Genomic DNA, 16,026 nt, shown 5'->3' on the forward strand with positions numbered 1-16,026 from the left:
GCCTTTCAAACCGTGCCCCACCAAACATAGCCTCTGCCCGCTCATAGTCGACGTGAAACTGCCTGAGGAGGGTGCATTTGTGGTACCTGTCGTGCACTTGACGGAGCACAAACCGCCCGTGTTATAGGCGCTAACACTATCGTGACGATCAGGCTTGGTCAGCTATCCCTAGTAACTGTGGCAAGAGAGGCCTATTTAGGCCGAATATCGCGTCAAGCGCCGCTGCGCGTGCGGAAATACATTTAAGGACTGCCCTATGGCACACGACATGCAACCGGATTTGGCCGGAAAACTGACATTTGACGGGGATAAAGGCGCTGGGCGGTCCAAGTGGGTTGCCGTTTTTCTGGCCCTGCTTTTGATCGGCTGGATGGGGAGCGGCTATGTTCTGCCCTCACAAGATCCCGAGAACGAGACTGCGACAGCCCCCGCTAAACGTGCGATTACTGTGGCGGTGATGGACTCTCAGGCGCAGGATGTGGAGTTGGTTCTCTCGGCCGAGGGCCAATCGGAACCTGATCGTGCGACAGCTGTTCAGGCCGAAACCGAAGGACAAGTGATCTCGGTCTCTGCCGCGCGTGGTGATCTGGTCGGTGCCGGTAAGGAAATTGGCAGGCTGGATGCCGCGACCATCGAAGCACAGCTTTTGCAGGCACAGACCCAGCAAGCGCAGGCAACACGCGATTTGAACAACGCGCTGGCCTTGCAAGAGCGCGGCGTGGCCACTGAAGACCGCGTCAGCAGTGCCCGCGCGGCCAAGGCGGCAGCGGATGCGGCCGTCACTGCTGCAGAAGAACAGTTGGCCAATACGATCATTCGTGCCCCTTTTGCGGGCCGTTTGAACGATCTGACCCTCGATGAGGGCGAGTTCGTCAGCAATGGCAGTGTCGTGGCAGAGGTGATCGACAATGACCCGTTAACGGTGGTCATTCAGGTGCCACAGCAGGCGTTGTCGCGCATTCAGACCGGTCAGACTTCGACTGTGGATTTCATCACGGGTGAACAGCGTTCCGGTGTTGTGAGCTTCATCGGCGCCAACGCCGACCAGCAGACTAGGACTTTCCGTGTCGAGGTGACCGTTGATAACCCCGATAGCGTGATGCCCGCCGGTCTGAGTGCGCGGATCGCGCTGCCTACGGGTGAGGCGCGTGGACACTTCATTTCGCCAGCCATCCTGTCATTGGGCACCAACGGTGAGTTGGGCATAAAGATAGTAGAAGATGACAACACCGTGTCTTTCAGGCCTGTCGCGATCGCGCGTGCCCAGACTGACGGCGTATGGGTGACGGGCCTGCCCGAGAATGCCCGGATCATCACTGTCGGGCAGGGCTTTGTGAATGCGGGGGATCTGGTTGATCCGCGCCCTATTGCTGCGGATCAAAATGCGGAAATCGCGCAATGAACACGTTGATTGATGCGGCCTTCAAACGCAGCAAGGTTGTCTTGCTAATGCTGGTCTTGCTCTTGGCTGTTGGCTCTTTGTCGTACACGTCGATCCCGAAAGAGAGTAACCCCGAAATCCCGATTCCGATCATCTTTGTGTCGGCATCGGTTGACGGCATCTCACCGGAAGACGCCGAAGATGTGCTTGTCGGGCCTCTGGAAACCGAGTTTGCCTCGCTGACGGGGCTCAAATCCATGACCGCGACGGCAAGTGAAGGGCGCGGCGCAGTCCAGCTTGATTTTGAGCCGGGATTTGATGCGGCAGAGGCACTTGATCAGGTGCGCGAAGGTGCCGACACCGTTGAGAGCGAACTGCCCTCGGATGCCACCGTGATTGTGACCGAGATCAACACCGCACTTTTCCCGATCCTGACGGTCATCCTGTCCGGTCCCGTGCCGGAACGCACGTTGAATGCACTGGCTGAAGATCTGCAAGATGATATCGAATCGCTCAGCGGTGTGCTTGAGGTGGATGTCGGCGGGAAGCGGACCGAACTGATGGAAGTGCTGATCGACCCGACGGTGTTCGAGACGTACAACATCACGTTTAATGAACTCATCAGCTCGATCACCAACAACAACCAGTTGATTGCCGCAGGTGCGATTGAAAGCGAGGCGGGACGCCTTGTGCTCAAAGTGCCGGGACTGATTGAAGACATCGAAGATGTTATGGAGCTGCCCATTCTTGTGCGCGGCCAGACCGTTGTGACTTTTGCTGATGTGGCGACGGTGCGCCGCACGTTTGAGGACCCTACAGGGTTTGCGCGCATTGATGGCCAGCCTGCCCTCGCGCTTGAGATCAAAAAGCGGGTGGGTGCCAATATCATCGAAACTGTCGCCGAGGTCCGCAGCGTTGTCGAGATGGCGCAGGCCGAATGGCCCGACACCGTACAGGTACGCTATACGCTCGATGAAAGCGAAACCGTCGTATCAATGCTCTCTGATCTTGAGGCGAATGTCATCGCGGCGATCATCCTCGTGATGATCGTGGTGGTCTATGCGCTTGGATTGCGATCCTCGCTTCTGGTCGGTCTCGCCATTCCGGGTGCGTTTCTGACCGGCGTTGCGGGGTTATATTTCATCGGTTTCACCATGAATATTGTGGTGCTCTTCTCGCTGATCCTTGTGGTCGGCATGCTGGTGGACGGGGCCATTGTGACGGTCGAACTGGCCGACCGCTATCTGCACGAAGGCCAGTCCCCGAAAGAGGCCTACGCCCGTGCCGCCAAGCGTATGGCGTGGCCGATCATCGCCTCGACCGCGACCACGCTTTGCGTGTTCTTCCCGCTGTTGTTCTGGTCGGGTGTTGTCGGCGAATTCATGAAGTTTTTGCCGATCACAGTGATCTTTACCCTTGCGGCATCGCTGGTCATGGCGCTCATCTTCATCCCCGTCATGGGCGGTCTGATCGGCAAACGCCAATCGCAGACCGCCAAGGCAAAGGCCCAGCTTTATGCCGCCGAACACGGTGATCCGCGTAAGATGACGGGCTTCATGGGCGGTTATGTGCGCGTTCTGGAATGGTCCATTTTGCGGCCATGGACGACGCTCAGCTTTGCGATGATCGCGCTGGTTGCGTCTTTTGTGGCTTACGGCAGCTTTGGCAACGGTCTGACTTTCTTTCCAAGTGTCGAGCCGGATTATGCGCAGGTCGAAGTACGCGCCAAAGACAATTTCTCGGTTTATGAACAGGATGCGCTGGTACGTCAGGTCGAGGCGCGCTTGGCTGGTTATGACGAAATCGCCAGCGTCTATTCCCGCTCGGGCGGCACCACGGACGGCGGCGATATGATCGGCACGTTGCAACTGGAACTGGCCGAATGGGATACGCGGCGGCCCGTGGCGCAGATTGCCGAAGATATCCGCGTCGATATGGCGGAAATACCCGGGATTGATGTGCAGGTTCTGACCGATAGCGGAGGCCCCGGCGGCGGCAAGCCGATCAACCTCGAGGTTATTGGCAATGCGCAGGCCGATCAGGAAGCAGCGGTTGTGGCTATTCTTGCGCAGATGGAGCGCATGGGTGGCTTTATTGATGTGGTCGATTCGCGCCCCAGCCCGGGTGTGGAATGGCAGATTGCTGTGGACCGCTCAGAGGCCGCGCGCAGTGGTGCCAATGTGGCCGTCTTGGGTCAGGCGGTGCAATTGCTGACACGCGGTATTGTGGTGGCTGATTACCGTCCCGAAGATGGCGACGGCGAGGTTGATATCGTAGTGCGCTTTCCTGCCGGTGATCGCACCCTGGCCGAACTTGAAGCGCTGCGGGTGCCCACCGATGCGGGCCTTGTGCCGATCTCGAATTTCGTGTCGTTCAATCCCGCCCCGCGCAGCGGTGTGATTACACGGATCGATCAGGAGCGGGTGCTGACAATCTCGGCGGATGTCGCAGAGGGTGTCTTGGCCAATGACCAGACCGTGGCACTGCAGGCCGCGATTGAAACCCTTGATCTGCCTGCGGGCGTGCGGGTGGAGTTCGGTGGCGAGGCCGAGGATCAGGCGGAATCGATGACCTTCCTGATCGGGGCGTTCTTGTCGGCAATCGGCTTGATGTTCGTCATCCTGCTGACCCAGTTCAACAGCTTCTGGCAGGCAGGGATCGTGATGTCTGCAATTGTGTTCTCGGTTGCGGGTGTGCTGTTGGGTCTGATGATCACTGGCCGTCCCTTTGGCGTTGTCATGGGCGGGATCGGTGTGATCGCGCTGGCGGGGATTGTGGTGAACAACAATATTGTTCTGATCGACACGTTCAACGAGTTGAAAGCCCAAGGGTTCTCTTCGCTAGAAGCTGCTTTGCGGACAGGTGCCCAGCGTCTGCGCCCTGTGGTGCTGACCTCGGCCACGACAGCGCTGGGGCTGATGCCGATGGTCATCGGGTTGAACATCAACTTCTTTACACGCGAAATCGTCTATGGCGCGCCGTCCACACAGTGGTGGACCGAATTGTCCAGCGCCATTGCGGGTGGGTTGGTCTTTGCGACAGTCCTGACGCTATTGTTGACGCCTGCGATGCTGATGTTGGGCGAGCGTCGCGAGAAACGGTTTGAAACGCGCGATCCTGCGCTGGCCCCGGCCGAGTAACTAGCCGATGATCTTCCGTGCTGCCGCTTCGGCGGCGGCCAGCGCCCCTTCGATTAACCCGCCATTGTCGGGGGCCATTTCGGTGACCGCGAAGATCAACTTATCGTCCCAGATGCGACGCAGCGGCGCGGGCATTGTATAGGGCGGGTGGCCCGGCGGCGGTGCCGCGTCGGCTGCTGTGGCGGTGAAGGGGTCCCGTGACCAATCCATCAATTTTGCTGCAATCGGTGTGCCCGCCTTTGGCCCAAAGAGGTTTTCAAGCTGCGCGAGTGCTGCCGATTGCACCGCGTCACCTGCCTGCGCGCGGATGTCGGCGGGCAGGCCCACAAACCCGAAGAGCGCGCCAAGGCTGCCGTCTGCCGGACTTGCGTCATGTATTTCGGCCAAGGGCCCGCGTCGGCTGCTGGCGTCACCTGAGAGGCCGTTTTTGCGCCAGAACGAGGTGGGATAAACCGCCACGAATTTCGCGTGTGCGCCCATCCAAGTGGGGATCGCGTTCAGTGCCGCCTGCGCGTTGTCAGGCAGGGCAGGGGTAAAACAAAGCGTTGCGGCGAGGTGCGGTGGAATGCAGAGCACAATCCGGTCAGCTGTGATGGTCTGGCCATCTGCAAGATGCGCGGCGAGGCTGTCGTCAATCGCGGTGACTGCGCAATCCAGCAAGATATGCGCGGGGTTCAGACGCGCAGCCAGCGCATCGGTCAGCGCACTGGTCCCGCCCGCGATCCGCAAGCTACCCGCCATCGACATAAAGCCCGCGTCCTGCACCACCTCGCCACTGGCGTGTTCAAAGAGTTGTGCGCCGTTGGACCATTGCTCAAAGAGCTGTAGATCAAGCGCATTGGCAAGCTGCGCGACACGGTGCTGACCGGGCCAGACCCATGACGGGCCAAGATCGAAGTTTGCGCCTTCAACCGTCAGCGATTTGATGCGGCCACCCAAGCGCTTTCGTGCCTCAACCAACGTGTAGGCATGACCCGCACGTTCCAGCGCATAGGCCAATGACAGACCGGACAGTCCGCCGCCGATGATCAATGTGGGGGTGTGCATGTGGCGACCTCTGCCTGTGGTTTCAGTCCGCCATAAAGGGTGGGCGCGGCCGATGAAAGGCCGCGCCCATCAGGATTATTTTACGTCGAAGCGGTCAAGGTCCATGACCTTGGACCATGCCGCAACGAAGTCTTTGGCGAACTTCGCACCGGCATCGTTCTGGGCGTAAAGCTCGGACAGGGCGCGCAGTTGCGAGTTCGACCCGAAAACCAGATCGACACGTGTGCCGGTCCATTTGACCTCGCCAGTGGCGCGGTCGCGGCCTTCGTATGTGCCCTCGTCGCTGCCCTTATGCCATGTCGTCGCCATGTCGGTGACGTTGACAAAGAAGTCGTTGGTCAGCGCGTCGGTCTTGTCGGTGAAGACACCGTGCTTGCTGCCGCCTGTGTTGGCGCCCAGCACACGCAGACCACCCACCAGCACGGTCATTTCCGGCGCAGAAAGGGTCAGCAATTGTGCGCGGTCCACCAGCATGGCTTCGGCAGGCACGGTATAGTCGGCCTTGAGGAAGTTGCGGAAACCGTCGGCTTCGGGCTCAAGCGGCTCAAAGCTGGCGGCGTCTGTTTGCTCTTCCGTGGCGTCCATGCGGCCCGGTGTGAAGGGCACAGCGATGTCGTGACCGCCATTCTTGGCTGCCTTTTCAACCGCGGCACAGCCACCCAGAACGATCAGATCGGCTAGTGACACTTTCTTGCCGCCCGATGCCGCACCGTTGAAGTCGGCCTGAATGCCTTCCAGTGTCGCAAGAACGCGGGACAATTGTGCCGGATCATTCGCCGCCCAGTCCTTTTGCGGGGCCAGACGGATGCGCGCACCATTGGCACCACCGCGCTTGTCCGAACCACGGAAGGTTGAGGCAGAAGCCCAGGCAGTCGCGACCAGTTCGGACAACGACAGGCCGGATGCAAGGATTTTCTCCTTCAGATCCGCGATATCCGCGTCATCCACCAGCGGGTGATCCACGGCAGGGATCGGGTCTTGCCAGATCAGATCCTCGTCCGGCACTTCGTTACCCAGATACAGCACCTTTGGCCCCATGTCGCGGTGGGTCAGTTTGAACCATGCGCGCGCATAGGCGTCGGCGAACTCTTCGGGGTTCTCGTGGAAGTGTTTGGAGATTTTCGCATAGGCCGGATCCATCTTCATCGCCATATCCGCTGTGGACATGATGATCGGCACCTTCTTGGACGGGTCCTCGGGATCGGGGGCCATGTCCTCTTCCTGCAGGTCCTTGGGTGTCCACTGCTTTGCACCGGCGGGGCTTTCCGTCAGTTCCCAGTCGTATTTGAACAGCACATCAAAATAACCCATGTCCCACTGCGTCGGGTTGGATGTCCACGCGCCCTCGAGGCCCGATGTGATCGCATCGCGCCCTTTGCCGGATTTGTAGGTGGACAGCCAGCCAAAGCCCATGTTCTCCATCGGTGCGCCTTCTGGCTCTGGGCCAACATGCTCAACCGGGCCTGCGCCGTGGGTCTTGCCGAAGGTGTGGCCACCTGCGGTCAGGGCGACAGTTTCGTAGTCGTTCATCGCCATCCGTGCGAAGGTTTCGCGGATATCGCGGGCCGAGGCCAGCGGATCAGGGTTGCCATCGGGGCCTTCGGGGTTGACGTAGATCAGACCCATCTGCACAGCCGCCAGCGGGTTTTCCAGATCGCGGTCATTGGAATAGCGGGCGAGTTCGTGGTCGCTGGTGGCGAGCCATTCGTCTTCGCGGCCCCAGTAAACGTCTTCCTCGGGTTCCCAAGTGTCGGCACGACCGCCGCCAAAGCCGAACATCTTCAGACCCATCGATTCCATTGCGACGTTGCCGCAGAGCACGAAAAGGTCGGCCCAGGAAATCTGGTTGCCATATTTCTGCTTGATTGGCCAAAGCAGGCGGCGGCCCTTATCAAGGTTGCCGTTGTCGGGCCAGCTGTTAAGCGGGGCAAAACGCTGTTGGCCGCCACCAGCACCACCGCGACCGTCGGCAGTGCGATAGGTGCCTGCCGCGTGCCATGCCAGACGGATGAACAGACCACCGTAGTGGCCATAATCGGCAGGCCACCAATCCTGGCTGTCGGTCATCAACGCATGCAGGTCTTTTTTCAGCGCTTGCAGGTCGAGCTTTTTGAATTCTTCGGCATAGTTGAAATCTGCGCCCATCGGATTGGAGGCAGGGGCGTTCTGGTGCAGGATTTTCAGGTTCAACTGATTTGGCCACCAGTCCTTGTTGCCGCGTACACTGTGGGTGCTCTGAATTGCGGTCCCGTGCATCACTGGGCATTTTCCGGCGTTGTTACCGTCCATTGTCTTTTCTCCGATGTTGGTTGCGAAATGCCGCCGAGATAGCAGAGATACGGCGGTCCCAATATGACGAATATCAGTGATTTAGAATTATTTTAAGTTGCAATTTTTGATTGCACTCATAACTTCAAGTTATGAAGAACCTCACATTGAAACAGCTGCGTTATTTCGAGGCCCTTTCCCGTCATGGCCATTTTGGCCGTGCGGCCGATGTCTGTGCTATTTCACAGCCAGCCTTGTCCGTGCAAATTAAAGAGTTGGAGCAAAGCCTTGGCACACCTCTGTTTGAAAGGGGCCCGCGCAAGGTGCGCCTGACCGCCTTTGGCGAGGAGTGGGCGCTGCGCGTGCGCGATATTTTGCGCGCTGTGGACGAATTGGGCGACATGGCGCGTGCGGCGCAGGCGGGGTTGGTGGGGCGTTTGCGGATCGGGGTGATTCCCACGATTGCCCCGTATCTGTTGCCCGGCCTTATCGGGCATCTGGCCAGTGTGCATGCCGACCTTGATGTACATATCCGCGAAACCGTCACGCCGCGCCTGATTGAAGAACTGACCAACGGGCAAATTGATACAGCGATTGTCGCGCTGCCAGTCTTTGAACCTGGATTTGAAGAGGTGGCGCTCTTTGACGAAAGCCTGATGTTGGTGCGCCCGATCAAGGATGCGGAGCGCCCAGTCCCCAGCCCCGAGGACCTGCGCCAGATGCGTCTTTTGATGCTGGAAGAGGGGCATTGTTTTCGTGATCAGGCCCTGTCGTTTTGCAACCTGCAAAGTGCCGCCGCGCGCGAAGGTCTGGATGGCAGTTCGCTGTCCACGCTGGTGCAAATGGTGGGGGCAGGGATCGGGGTGACGCTGATCCCGCAGATGGCGGTGCCGGTCGAAACCCGTTCGGCCCCTGTCGTGATCAGCCGTTTTGCAGAGCCGGAGCCGAAGCGCACCGTGGGGATGATCTGGCGCAAGACCAATCCGCTTGCCGGACAATTGCGACAGATTGCCAATATCGTCCAACAGATCGGGCAGGATCTGGCGGGCTAAACTGCGCTGTGCAGCAGCGTTTCCAGCAAAGGGTTCGGGAATTTTCGCGGCACCGTGACCGCGTGGAAACTCTCGGTCAGGCCCATTTGGTGGGGGAACTCGATCAACATGCCGTTGCGCAATTCGTTCTGCACGGCAATCGGCGGCAACACCCCAAGCCCGATATCCTCACGCGTGAGCAGGCGCATCAGCGCCATATCATCAACTTCGGCGGCGAGCGTCGGGGTGATCCCTTCGCGCGCGCAAAGCCGGTCAAATCCGGACCTTACAGGGCTCTCTTCGGTTGGTACGATGATCGGGTTGTCGCGCAGAAGGTTTGCCAGAGGCAGGTCTGCGCGCAGGCGTTCCGGCGTGCCGATCAGACTCACCGATTGCTCCGAAATCGGCTGCGAGGTGAATTTCGACATCGCATCATGCGCGGGTGCACGGTTGGTCAGAACGACGTCAAGGTTCAGCGTTTCAAGGCTTTGCAGCAATTCCACCAAAGTGCCCGAGCGCAGCACCAATTCCACATCGGCAAGGCCAAGCAGGGGGCGCAGAAATTCAATCTGGAAATTCCGCGAGAGTGTCGCCAGCGCGCCGACCCGCAGAACCTGACGTGGCCGTCCTTGTTGGCTGAGGGTTCCCAGAAGGTCCTTTCCCGCATCAAAAATCGTATCCGCGTAATCCAGCGTGATCCGCCCTGCCTCGGTCAGGTGCAACTGCCGCCCGCGCCGCTCGAACAGCGCGTGGCCCAACCGGTCCTCCAGCTTGCGGATCTGCACCGAGAGCGCGGATTGCGCCAGGTTCAGCTTTTCGGCTGTCCGCGTCAGGTTTCCTTCATGGGCGACGGCCCAGAAATAGCGCAGGTGGTTGTAATTCATGTCGGACATATGTTCTGTATAATAGAACGATAAATCACAAACAATGTATTTTATATCAGAAATGCGATGCTCTATCCGGTTGTGAAACCAATTCACACGATGGAGACCGACATGCTGCTGAACGCATTACCGCTACTGGCCCCTCTGATCTTGATCAGTGCCGCCTTTGCGCCGCGCTTCTTGAAAGATGTATCTGCGCAAAAAGGTGCGTGGCTGGCGGAATATGCGACCCTAGGCGCGGTTCTGATCGCAGTCCTTTCGGCGATCGTGCTGGCCAGCAACGGTAGCGGCGACAGTATCTTGATCGGCTTTTTTGAGATCGGGCTGTCGGTTCGTCTCGATATCGTCAGTGTTGTGATGCTGCTGCTGGTCACATTCATCGGCTGGGTGGTGGTGCGGTACGCGCGGACCTATCTGGATGGCGAAGCGCGGCAGGATGATTTCACATTCTGGCTCTTGGCGACGCTTGCAGCGGTTCTTTTTCTCATTCAGGCAGGCAATCTGTTCCAGTTCTTCGCGGCATGGGTTGCGACGAGCGCCTTGCTGCACAAGCTCTTGCTTTTCTATCCAGAGCGCGTGGCGGCCCAGCGTGCGGCGCGCAAGAAATACATCATCGCACGGATCGGGGATACTGCGGTGCTTGGTGCGATGCTCATGCTTGTCAGCACATATAGCACGACGCAAATCTCGGTCATCCTGAGCGCGGCTGCAGAAGGAACGGGTGGCGGACTGGCACTGGCGGCGGCTGCACTGCTGGGGCTTGCGGCCATCCTGAAATCGGCGCAGTTCCCGACCCATGGCTGGTTGACGGAAGTCATGGAGGCGCCGACGCCTGTCTCTGCCTTACTGCATGCGGGCGTGGTCAATGCGGGTGGTTTTCTTCTGATCCGCTTTGCCGATGTGATGCTGCTGTCACCTTTGGTGCTGGCCATTCTGGTGTTGATCGGCGGTTTTACAGCGCTCTTTGGCGGCTTGGTGATGCTCACGCAGTCGACCGTCAAAACCTCGCTTGCCTGGTCTACGATTGCACAGATGGGCTTTATGATCCTGCAATGCGGTTTGGCGCTCTTCCCGCTGGCCCTACTGCACATCGTGGCGCACTCGCTTTACAAGGCCCATGCTTTCCTGTCCGCGGGCAACGCCGTGCAAAATGTCGCGGCCATCCGCAAGCCGGGGCCCGTCGCGGTGCCTGATCTTGGTGCCGTGGCACGGGCGTTCGTAGTGGCCTTGGTGATCTATGGCGTGGTGTATGCGATCCTCGGGCTGGGTTTTGATTTTGGCGGGAAGTCACCGCAGGCCATCGCCCTTGGTGCAATCCTGATCTTCGGTGTCGCCTATCTTTTGGCCCAGGGCTTTGCGGATGAGGCACCGCGCGCGCTCACGCAACGGACAGCGGTTTATGCGGCGGCTGTGACTGTCAGCTACCTTGTCTTGCAGCGCGTTTCCGAATGGCTCACGGCTGGGACGCTTCCTGCAACACCGCCAGCGAGCGCACTGGAATGGGCGCTGATCCTGCTGGCAATGGTCAGCTTTGGTCTGGTGGCCCTTGCGCAGGCAACATTGCCGCTGTGGTCTTACCATCCCGCAGCGCAGGGTCTTCGGGTGCACTTGTCCAACGGGCTTTACATCAACGCAATCTCTGACCGGATGATCGGCGGTTGGAAACAAACACAATCCGGCAAAGGAGCAGAACAATGAAAGCGGAAACATACGCAGGCTATTCCGGCGCGCATCTGGAAGTGATCGCCAAGGCCGAGGCCGCAGGCCGCGCTATTCCACCGCTCTGGCCGCTGTCGTCTTCTGTCGCGGTGAACCCGTTTCTGGGCCAGACAGAGAACAGTTTACCGCAGGTCGCGGCGCTGTTGGACAGGGTCGCCGGAACAGCGGTGACTATGCCACGCGACTGGTACCGGACGAAAGTCGAAGACGGGACAATCAACGACGCTGACCTGACCGCAGCGCTGGCAGAGTTTCCCGAGGCAGCCAAGGATATTGCGGCACTCAAGGCTGCAGCAGGCCAGCCTGCACCGTCGCCCCATGCACTCCCGACTATTGCGGACCTTGCATTTGAGGTGTCAGGGATCGACTGGCCCGGCATCGTGAATGACCGTTTCGGAAGCTGGGCCGCAGGTTACTTTGATGCAGGTCAGGCGCTGTGGCAGAACAAGCCCGGGCGGCGTGCCTTTGATGCGTGGCGGGACTTTGCCAGCCGTGATCTGACGCCCGAAATTGCAGGTCTTGGTGGTTTTGGAGAGCTGGTTGCGAATACACCTGCACGCACACGCACGGCACTTGTCGCAGCGGTTGATGTGCTTGGGTTGTCGGCCGAGGCAACGGAGACATATTTTCACCAGTTGCTGCTGGGGCTTGGCGGCTGGTCGCAGGTTGCGCGCTATCGGTTGTGGCAGGCAGAGCTTGCTGGCGGAACCGATCTGACGACAACCGATCTGCTTACGATCCGTCTGGTCTGGGAGCAGGCGCTCTATGTGAAATACGCCAAAGAGATCGAAAAGAAGTGGGCGGAGATTGCGAAAGCGCACGCCACACCTGCGACGCCATCATCCGATCACCTGATTGATGCAACCTTGCAAGCGGCAGCAGAGTTTGCCGGACAGCGCGCGCTGGCCGAAACACTGGCCAGCACGTCTGTGCCTATGGCCGAAGGCCGGCCCGCGCTACAGGCAGCATTCTGCATCGATGTGCGCTCCGAGGTCTTCCGGCGGGCGTTGGAAAGCGTTGATCCCGCAATTCAGACGCTGGGGTTTGCGGGTTTCTTTGGTCTGACAGCATCGCACCAGAGCTTTGCCTCCGATGTGGCCGAACAGCGCCTTCCGGTGCTGCTCAACCACGGTGTGACCAGCCACGCCAGCGCGGATGCAACGGCGGATCAAACCGCGCGGTTCAGCGCCCGCGCCAAACGCGCATGGGGGCGGTTCAAGCTGGCGGCGGTATCGTCCTTTGCATTTGTCGAGGCCTCCGGCCCGATCTATGTCGGCAAATTGCTGCGGGATGCGCTGGGCATGGATGCTGCCAAGGTGCCTGACAGCCACATCCCCGTGCTGGACGAAAGCTTTGGTCTGGAAGACAGGATCGGGGCAGCCACAGCGATCCTTGGCGCGATGTCCCTGACAGGCAACTTTGCGCCGCTTGTCTTGCTCTTCGGGCATGGCGCGAATGTTGTGAATAACCCGCATGCCAGCGCGCTGCATTGCGGTGCCTGTGGCGGGTATTCGGGTGAAGTGAACGCGCGGCTTTTGGCGGGCATCCTGAACGACAAGGACGTGCGGGCAGGGCTGGCCAAGAATGGGATCGCGATCCCCGAGGACACGCTTTTTGTCGGCGGGCTGCACGACACGACGACAGATGATGTCACGATCTATGACGGTGATTTTGCGGGGCACGGGCACCTGAGCCACCTTGCAAAGGCCCGTGACTGGTTGGCCTCTGCGGGCAAGCTTGCGCGGACAGAACGTGCGTTGCGTCTGCCGCGTGCCGCCAATGGCGATGACGTGGCAAAGCGGAGCCGTGACTGGTCTGAGACACGGCCCGAATGGGCGTTGGCAGGGTGCAAGGCGTTCATCGCGGCACCGCGGTCGCGGACCAAAGGCAAAGGGCTGGCGGGGCGTGCGTTCCTGCATGATTATGACTGGCAAAAGGACGAGGGTTTCGGTGTGCTTGAGTTGATCCTGACCGCCCCCGTCGTCGTCGCAAGCTGGATCAGCCTGCAATATTACGGGTCTGTCGTGGCACTTGAGGTCTTTGGGGCCGGCAACAAGCTATTGCACAATGTCACCGGCGGTGTCGGCGTCGTTGAGGGCAACGGTGGTGTGTTGCGTGGCGGCTTGCCTTGGCAATCGGTCCATGATGGCGAAGGCTACGCCCATGATCCGCTGCGGCTTTCGGTTTGTGTCGAAGCGCCTGCCGAGGCGATCACCGCGATTTTGGAGAAGCACCCGAATGTGCGTGCGCTCTTTGACAACAGCTGGCTGCATTTGTTCACGCTTGACCAGAACGGCGCCATGTCGCAGCGCTATGACGGTGACCTCAAGTGGGTGGCATTTGATGGTGGCGCAACCGAAGGCGCGCTTGCGGCCTAGTCAGCCTTTGGTGGCGGTCTCTGGGATCAGGGACCGCTTACCAATCTGGGCAAGTGTGATGCTGGTCTCACTCTTCAGGACGTTCCAGAGCTCGTGCAGCCCGTCCTCTCCACCGGCGGCGATGGCAAATTGCAGGACGCGGCCGAAAAAAGTGAAATTTGCGCCTTGGGCGTAGGCTTTGACCACGTCTTCGCCGCTGCGCAGGCCGGTGTCGTAAAACAACGGGTAATCGGGGCCGAGTGCGTCGCGGATTTTTGCCAGTTCGAGGATGGGCGGCGGGGCGCTGTCGAGTTGGCGTGAGCCGTGACTGGACACTTGAATTGCATCGACGCCCGCCGCTTTGAGCGCCAGCGCATCCTCTGCATCCAACACACCTTTCACCACCAGCTTGCCCGGCCACATATCTCGTAGCCGTGTTAGCGTATCCCAATCGGCGCGGGCGCGGCTTTCAGTGCGGTCGAAGTCGTAGCCGTCCATCTCAAAATTCGCCATCTGCGGCTTGCCTGCGACAAGCGAGGTCAGCGACCAGCGCGGGTGCAGGGCAAAGTCGATGAACTGTTTGGGCCCGATCTTGAAGGGCATGGTGAAACCGTGGCGGAGTTCGCGCGGGCGGCGGCCCACCTCGGCCACATCGACCGTCAGAACAATGGTTTCATAGCCCGCAGCCTTGGCCCGTTCGACCAGTTTGAAGGTGCCGGTGCCATCGCCGCTAAAGTAAAGCTGGAACCATGCGTTGCCTTCAGCCGCTTCGATCAGCGGCTCCATCGCGGTCGAAGCGACGGTGGACACACCCAAAGGCACGTTTTCGCGTGCAGCCAATCGCGCCAGCATCATGTCGGCACCGGGGCCGGATAGATTGCACATGCCCATCGGGCTGATACCGAAGGGGGCTTTGGTCGGTTTGTCCCAGAGAGGCACGGACAACGACCGGTCGCTTACATCGCGCAGGATACGCGGGCGCAATTCCAGATTGTCAAAGGCCGCACGGTTACGCGCGGCCCCTGTCTCGGTGCCGGCGGCACCGTCGATATAGTCAAAAACCATCCAAGGAAGCCGCTTGCGCGCAAGACGGCGGGCGTCTTCGCTGGAATGGATCTTTGGTGCCATTTAGCTGGCCACAGCCTTCATGAAGCGGTCACGGATCACGACAGGGTCCATTGTGATCACTGGCAGCTTGATGTTGCCGCTGTCACACTTGCTGACGATGATGGTCATCTTCTTGCTGTCGATCGCCGCCTGCAATGTCTTGCCGGTGTCCACGTCCTGACACACGACCACGTTTTCACAGCCACAGGCCTTAGCCACGTTTTCCAGCTTGGTCTTCTTACCCGCATAGGTCGGCTGGTCGCCGGTGGAGCCGTAAGAGCCGTTGTCGATGATCAGCAGGATGAAGTTGTCGGTCACGTTGTTGGCAATCGTCGGCAATGTCCCGAGGTTGGTCAGAACAGAGCCGTCACCGTCGATCGCGATCACGGTCTTGTCTTGCGCCAGGGCCAGGCCCAGACCGATAGAAGAAGACAGGCCCATGGTGCCAAGCATGTAGAAATTCTTGGCGTTGTCGTCGATCATATGCAGCTCTTGGCTGGGCAGACCGATGTTACAGACAACCAGCTGGTCGTGAAGGATTGGCGCGATATCGCGCAGGATTTCTGAACGGATCATTGGTCGCCGTAGCCTCCCCAGAAGGACGCATCCGTGAGGATCGCCACAGGTTTGTTGCACATAAATGTGTATTTCAGGATCGCGTCGAGCTCGTCCGCGTCGCTTTCCTTGTGGAAGTGATATGTCGGGATGTTCATCTGGTTCAGCAGCGCCTTGGTGTGCACGGCCATCTCCACCTGACAGGCCACCGGTTCACGCAGCTCGCCGCGATAGCTGATCAGCATCGGCAACGGCATCCGGTAATACTGGATCAGGGTCGCCAGCGTGTTGATGGTCACGCCGATGGCTGTGTTCTGCATGATGATTGCAGGGCGTTTGCCGCCCATAAAGGCACCCGCACAAAGGCCCATGCCTTCGTCCTCTTTATTGGACGGAATGTGGAAAATTTCCGGACGTGCTTCGACTTCGTCGATCACACCGGCCAACTGCTTGCACGGCACAGTGGTGATGAAGGATACATCGTTGGCGACAAAGTCATCCACGATCTTCTTGCTGATACTCAAGGTCTTACGTCTC

General features: G+C 59.4%; 11 protein-coding genes. 5 read left to right on the forward strand and 6 right to left on the reverse strand.

Annotation, left to right across the window (positions count from 1 at the left end; translation table 11 throughout):
* Positions 1-256 precede the first annotated feature (256 nt).
* Together SJY29_RS01030 and SJY29_RS01035 are read left to right on the forward strand one after the other, a co-directional pair.
* Positions 257-1,402, forward strand: a complete 1,146-nt coding sequence (locus SJY29_RS01030) for an efflux RND transporter periplasmic adaptor subunit (protein WP_400085766.1) — start codon at positions 257-259, stop codon at positions 1,400-1,402.
* A complete protein-coding gene (locus tag SJY29_RS01035; RefSeq protein WP_400085768.1) occupies positions 1,399-4,521 on the forward strand; it encodes an efflux RND transporter permease subunit in 3,123 nt (1,040 codons plus the stop codon). The genes SJY29_RS01030 and SJY29_RS01035 overlap by 4 nt, the downstream gene beginning before the upstream one ends.
* Here the strand turns inward: SJY29_RS01035 and SJY29_RS01040 are convergent, their stop codons facing one another.
* Both SJY29_RS01040 and katG read right to left on the reverse strand, forming a co-directional pair.
* Positions 4,522-5,568: a flavin monoamine oxidase family protein gene (locus SJY29_RS01040; RefSeq protein WP_400085771.1), complete on the reverse strand. Its 1,047-nt coding sequence runs from the start codon at positions 5,566-5,568 to the stop codon at positions 4,522-4,524. It lies immediately after the preceding gene.
* A gap of 75 nt (positions 5,569-5,643) precedes the next feature.
* Positions 5,644-7,857, reverse strand: a complete 2,214-nt coding sequence (katG, locus tag SJY29_RS01045) for a catalase/peroxidase HPI (RefSeq protein ID WP_400085774.1) — start codon at positions 7,855-7,857, stop codon at positions 5,644-5,646.
* A gap of 131 nt (positions 7,858-7,988) precedes the next feature.
* On the opposite strand from katG, the gene SJY29_RS01050 reads away from it, so the two are divergent.
* Complete coding sequence (locus SJY29_RS01050) at positions 7,989-8,888, forward strand: hydrogen peroxide-inducible genes activator (RefSeq protein ID WP_400085777.1); 900 nt, start codon at positions 7,989-7,991, stop codon at positions 8,886-8,888.
* On the opposite strand, the gene SJY29_RS01055 is transcribed toward SJY29_RS01050, so the two are convergent.
* Complete coding sequence (locus SJY29_RS01055; RefSeq protein WP_400085779.1) at positions 8,885-9,760, reverse strand: LysR family transcriptional regulator; 876 nt, start codon at positions 9,758-9,760, stop codon at positions 8,885-8,887. The two genes, SJY29_RS01050 and SJY29_RS01055, sit on opposite strands and share 4 nt — an antisense overlap.
* Before the next feature lie 102 nt (positions 9,761-9,862).
* On the opposite strand from SJY29_RS01055, the gene SJY29_RS01060 reads away from it, so the two are divergent.
* Together SJY29_RS01060 and SJY29_RS01065 are read left to right on the forward strand one after the other, a co-directional pair.
* Complete coding sequence (locus tag SJY29_RS01060; protein ID WP_400088806.1) at positions 9,863-11,449, forward strand: proton-conducting transporter membrane subunit; 1,587 nt, start codon at positions 9,863-9,865, stop codon at positions 11,447-11,449.
* Entirely contained in the window at positions 11,446-13,848 is a 2,403-nt protein-coding gene (locus SJY29_RS01065) for a YbcC family protein (RefSeq protein ID WP_400085781.1), read from the forward strand. Before SJY29_RS01060 ends, SJY29_RS01065 begins: the two co-directional genes overlap by 4 nt.
* Here SJY29_RS01065 and SJY29_RS01070 read toward each other — a convergent pair whose 3' ends face one another.
* The 3 genes from SJY29_RS01070 to SJY29_RS01080 are packed head-to-tail and all read right to left on the reverse strand — an operon-like array spanning position 13,849 to position 16,013.
* Entirely contained in the window at positions 13,849-14,955 is a 1,107-nt protein-coding gene (locus SJY29_RS01070) for an alpha-hydroxy acid oxidase (RefSeq protein ID WP_400085784.1), read from the reverse strand. It lies immediately after the preceding gene.
* Entirely contained in the window at positions 14,956-15,510 is a 555-nt protein-coding gene (gene comE / locus SJY29_RS01075; protein WP_400085786.1) for a sulfopyruvate decarboxylase subunit beta, read from the reverse strand. It abuts the gene before it with no gap.
* Positions 15,507-16,013, reverse strand: a complete 507-nt coding sequence (locus SJY29_RS01080; RefSeq protein WP_055293711.1) for a decarboxylase — start codon at positions 16,011-16,013, stop codon at positions 15,507-15,509. The genes comE and SJY29_RS01080 overlap by 4 nt, the downstream gene beginning before the upstream one ends.
* Positions 16,014-16,026 lie beyond the last annotated feature (13 nt).

Origin of the sequence: Yoonia sp. R78084 (genome assembly GCF_044595625.1) — a bacterium.
In the GTDB taxonomy this organism is placed as follows: Bacteria; Pseudomonadota; Alphaproteobacteria; order Rhodobacterales; family Rhodobacteraceae; genus Yoonia.

What these genes read in the sequence shown, in the direction of transcription:
- SJY29_RS01070 (WP_400085784.1), bottom strand. Translation starts at nt 14,955, where the DNA reads ATGGCACCAAAGATCCATTCCAGCGAAGACGCCCGCCGTCTTGCGCGC.
- SJY29_RS01030 (WP_400085766.1), top strand. Translation starts at nt 257, where the DNA reads ATGGCACACGACATGCAACCGGATTTGGCCGGAAAACTGACATTTGAC.
- SJY29_RS01055 (WP_400085779.1), bottom strand. Translation starts at nt 9,760, where the DNA reads ATGTCCGACATGAATTACAACCACCTGCGCTATTTCTGGGCCGTCGCC.
- SJY29_RS01035 (WP_400085768.1), top strand. Translation starts at nt 1,399, where the DNA reads ATGAACACGTTGATTGATGCGGCCTTCAAACGCAGCAAGGTTGTCTTG.
- SJY29_RS01060 (WP_400088806.1), top strand. Translation starts at nt 9,863, where the DNA reads ATGCTGCTGAACGCATTACCGCTACTGGCCCCTCTGATCTTGATCAGT.
- katG (WP_400085774.1), bottom strand. Translation starts at nt 7,857, where the DNA reads ATGGACGGTAACAACGCCGGAAAATGCCCAGTGATGCACGGGACCGCA.
- SJY29_RS01040 (WP_400085771.1), bottom strand. Translation starts at nt 5,568, where the DNA reads ATGCACACCCCCACATTGATCATCGGCGGCGGACTGTCCGGTCTGTCA.
- comE (WP_400085786.1), bottom strand. Translation starts at nt 15,510, where the DNA reads ATGATCCGTTCAGAAATCCTGCGCGATATCGCGCCAATCCTTCACGAC.
- SJY29_RS01065 (WP_400085781.1), top strand. Translation starts at nt 11,446, where the DNA reads ATGAAAGCGGAAACATACGCAGGCTATTCCGGCGCGCATCTGGAAGTG.
- SJY29_RS01050 (WP_400085777.1), top strand. Translation starts at nt 7,989, where the DNA reads ATGAAGAACCTCACATTGAAACAGCTGCGTTATTTCGAGGCCCTTTCC.